The sequence below is a fragment of the bacterium genome, assembly GCA_030654305.1.
Lineage (GTDB): Bacteria > Krumholzibacteriota > Krumholzibacteriia > LZORAL124-64-63 > LZORAL124-64-63 > PNOJ01.
In genome coordinates this window covers 1-4031 of the sequence record JAURXS010000463.1, presented here as the reverse complement: position 1 = coordinate 4031, position 4031 = coordinate 1, and the positions used below count along the sequence as shown (strand labels likewise).

The window sequence follows — 4031 nt, the reverse complement described above, 5'->3', positions numbered from 1 at the left end:
GCTCGTCTCCTGCACGGGGGAGCCCGAGCCCGACGTCGCCCTGTTCGAGGTCGGCGCCGTCGAGGGCTACGTGCTCGTCGCGGGGCAGGGCCAGGTCATGACGATCGCCGCCGATAGGATCGCGATCGGCACCCACAACAGCTACGACGATCGGATCCACGTCGAGACACAGTCGGACTCCACGGGCTGGTACCGGTTGGAACTGCCGACCGGCCGCTACACCCTGGACACCAGATACTCCGATCTGGGCTCTACGGGCGACAGCCGAGCCGACACCGTGCAGATCGAACCCTCCGTCCTTTATCACGAACTGCGGCGGGGGCAAGTCCGGGTCCGGGTCCGGGTGCCTCCGGAATGGGAGGCCCGTTCTTGCTACCTGGGTCTCAAGAACGACACCATCTACGACGGCGGGGACAGGGATTACGTGGAGGACGGGTGGGTGGAGTTCGAAATCCAGGCCGTCGAGCCCGGTTCCTACGTCTTGTCGTTTTCCGGTTCGTACTCCAACGACCCGATCTACCTGCCGGGCTCGCTGGAAGCGGCGACGGCCGACACCCTGGTCGTGGGGCTGGAATCCACGGCCGTCTACGAGGCGGATTTCACGAACACCTACGCCACCATCTCCGGCCGGGTGACGGGCAGCAGGCAGGTGGAGCCGGCGCTCTCGATGTCCGTGACCGCCTTCGTGTCGGAATCCCGCGCGGTCTCGAGCGTGCTTTGCGACGACGATGGCCGTTTCGTGCTCGTCCTGCCCTTCCCGCTGGACGTCCGGCTGCGGTTCGATTGCAACTCGACGGACCGCTGGCATGGAGGTGATTCGTTCGCCGCCGCCGCCGTGTTCGCCCTGCAGGCGGGCGATCGTCTCACGGGTGTCGATGCGGTCGAGGGCGGGCTCGAGGTCTGGCTGGAGGGACCGGGCGACCTGGTGCGGCGCTCCACCAGGATCCGCATCAGGGACGAAGCGGGGAACATCCTGATGTCCAAGGTGACGTGGCAGAACCCGATCCGGATCGGCAACCTGGAGCCGGGCCGTGTCCTGCTGCAGCTGGATGGCATCTGCGACGGCCAGACCTGGGCCGGTCAGTGGTACGACGGCGCCGCGTCCTCGGCCGACGCCACGCCCATCGACGTGGCGGCGGGCGTGCGCCGCCGTCTCGACGTTTCCCTGGTGCCGGGCGGCCGGATCGCCGGCGCGGTGCTGGAGGCCGGCGGCGCTGATCCCGGGTCGGTCCAGGTCGCGCTCTGCGACGAGCAGGGCGAGCCGTGGTGCTCATGGCCGTCGTACGCCGGCGACGGCGCCTTCGCCTTCAGCGGCCTCGCCGACGGCGACTATTACCTTTACGCCGAGCTCGGCGGCGATGTCGTGTGGTGGTATCCGGGGTCGTACGGCTTCGGCGGCGCGGCCGCGGTCACGATCGTCGACCACGGCGCCGTGACGGGCCTGTCCTGGACGCTGCCGGCGCTCGCGGGAGGGAGCCGGCCATGACCCGTCCCCGCCGTGCGCACCGCGCCCTGCTGCCTGTCCTGGCGTTGTCCCTCGCGGTCGTGTCCGGATGCGCCGAGTTCGGCGATCCCTGGGCGGGGGTCCCGGCCGGCCGCCTCGAAGGTCGCGTGACCACCGGTGTGACGCCTGTCGAGGCCGTGGTCTACTTCGAGCGGCTGAACGACGATCACCGGGATCGATTCGAGAGCAGCGTCGAGGTGGGGGACGACGGTTCTTACGGCATGGACGTGCCGGCCGGGAATTACCTGGTCTACTTGCGAGTGGACGGCACCAGCGACAGGATCTACCACGCCGAGCCTCGACTCGTCTACGATGACGCCGCTGCCGACACGATCCCGGTCGCCGCGGCGATCTCGCCGGTCCGGATCGATTTCGCCCTCGGTTCGCTGGACCTGGACCTGATGTTCCCACCCGGTCTCGAAGGGTACAGGGGTTTCGTTCATTTCTATGTGTCCGGACCGGACGGGGCCGTGGATCCCGCCAATCCCTGCGCCGGGCGTCTCGCGACGGTCGAAAATGGCTGGTACCTCATGCAACCGGTGACCCTGGTGCCCGGCGAGTATCGGGTCTTGCTCGGAGTGGGCATCCCGTGGGACGAAGACCGCGCGTATGCCTGTGAACCGGTCTGGCTGCCGGGCACCCGCGACGTCGCCGCCGCGACGCGATTCGACGTGCCGGCCGGCGCGGTGTCGCGGGCCAACTGTCCGGTCGCGGTCGAACCCCTGCGTGTCGAGGGCCGCATCGGCGGCGCCTGGCTGGACCTGGGATCGGGGAACAACCCCGAGCTCTCGGTGGTGGACCTGGACTCGCTGGTGCTGATCGACCGCCTCGCGATCGACGGGGACGGCGCTTTCTGCCTCGATCTCCTCCTGCCGGCCGAGTTCAAGCTGCAGGTCACCCACTACAACGACACCGGGAACTGGTTCGGCGGGCCGCGATTCGAGTCCGCTCAGGTCTTCACCCTCGGGCCGGGGGAGACGCTCACGGGCCTCGAGTACCTGCAGTGCGGGTTGCACCTCCTCGTCGCGGATCCACCCGACGGTTTCGGCAGTGCATGGTGCTGCATCTACGATGCGACCGGCACCGAGCTGCTCGGACGTCATGCCGTCTATTTCTCGGACTACCACGAGATCGGCATCCCCAACCTGAGCCCCGGCACCTTCCTGCTGCGGATCGATTACGATGCATCTGCCGCCGGCAGGTTCGCCTGGCGGCCCCAGTGGTACGACCGCGCGGCGACTCCCGCCGCGGCCCTGCCGATCACGATCGACGAGCCCGGCGACATCGTCACGCTCGATCTGGTCTTCGAGACCGGCGGCGTGATCGCCGGGAGCTTGGAGTTGCCGGCCGCCACGGATGAGGACGAGGACTATGTGATCTTCGTGTACGCGGCGGATTCGTGCCGGGAATGGGCACATTACCAAGTGTACCCCGGCGATCCCGACTTCGCGTTCAGAGGCTTGCCCGAAGGCAGCTTCAAGGTGGGGGCGGTGCCGGCGGACATCTATTGGGACGAGTCCGGGATCCCGCCTCCCGGCGCGACCTGGTACCCCGCCACGCCCGATTGGGACGCTGCCGGCGTCATCGAGATCGTCGACGCCGCGACCGTGTCGGGCGTGATCATCGTCATCCCGGGCGCTTAGCGCCTGCGACGAATCGGCGGCCGCATGAATCGAAAGGAACCCATGCGATTCGGCATACATTACCGGCTCCTGTCGCGCGTCGGCTCGCTCGTCGCCGTCGTCCTGGTCCTGAAAATCCTCGTGCATTACCTCGGATGGGAAGTGATCTCGATCAACCCCCTGTTTTCCGGGATCGTCGCCGCCAACATCTTCCTCATGGGGTTCCTGCTCAGCGGCGTCCTGTCCGACTACAAGGAGAGCGAGCGCCTGCCGGGGGAGCTGGGCGCCTGCCTCGAGAACCTGGCGCAGGAAGTGTCCGCCATCAGGATCGTCAAGCCGGAGGCCGACGTCGACGCCTGTCTGGTCGCCCTGGCGCGGCTGGGCCGCGATATCCTGGAATGGTTCCACAAGCGGCAGCGCACGGCGGTCCTGCTGGAGCACCTCAACGAGCTCACGCCCCGGTTGGCCTTGATGGAGCAGTGGTCCCAGGCGACGCTGGTGGCCAGGCTGAAGCAGGAGCAGAGCAACCTGCGGCGCTCGATCATCCGCATCCACACGATCAGGGAGACATCCTTCGTGTCCGCCGGCTACCTGCTGGCCGACATCACCACGGTGCTGCTGTGCCTCGGTCTCGTGTTGGCGAAGATCGAGCCGTTCTACGAGTCGTTGTTCTTCGTCATCGTCATCACGTACCTGATGGTGTTCCTGCTCATGCTCATCAGGGACCTGGACAACCCCTTCGGCTACTACGAGCGCTATTCCGGGGCCGACGTCTCCCTCGGGCCGCTCGAGGACGCGGTCGTCCGCCTGGCGGCCGTCGCCGGCGTCGATGCCGCGACCTTCGAGAAGACCGCCGGATGATCGCAGGCGAGGAGCGCGTCCGCGAAACGACGACGCCCTCCGCG

Annotated in this window: 3 protein-coding genes; all 3 read left to right on the top strand. The window is 67.7% G+C overall.

Translation table 11 applies throughout. The annotated features are described in order from the left end of the window. A partial coding sequence (locus Q7W29_13285) for a hypothetical protein (GenBank protein ID MDO9172794.1) occupies positions 1-1486 on the top strand: 1486 nt, incomplete at its 5' end. Beyond that, on the top strand, positions 1483-3147 hold the full coding sequence (locus Q7W29_13280) for a hypothetical protein (GenBank protein ID MDO9172793.1): 1665 nt from the start codon (positions 1483-1485) through the stop codon (positions 3145-3147). The genes Q7W29_13285 and Q7W29_13280, both read left to right, overlap by 4 nt. Positions 3148-3189: 42 nt before the next feature. Next, positions 3190-3987, top strand: coding sequence for a hypothetical protein (locus Q7W29_13275; protein ID MDO9172792.1), 798 nt, complete (start codon positions 3190-3192; stop codon positions 3985-3987). Positions 3988-4031: the final 44 nt, after the last annotated feature.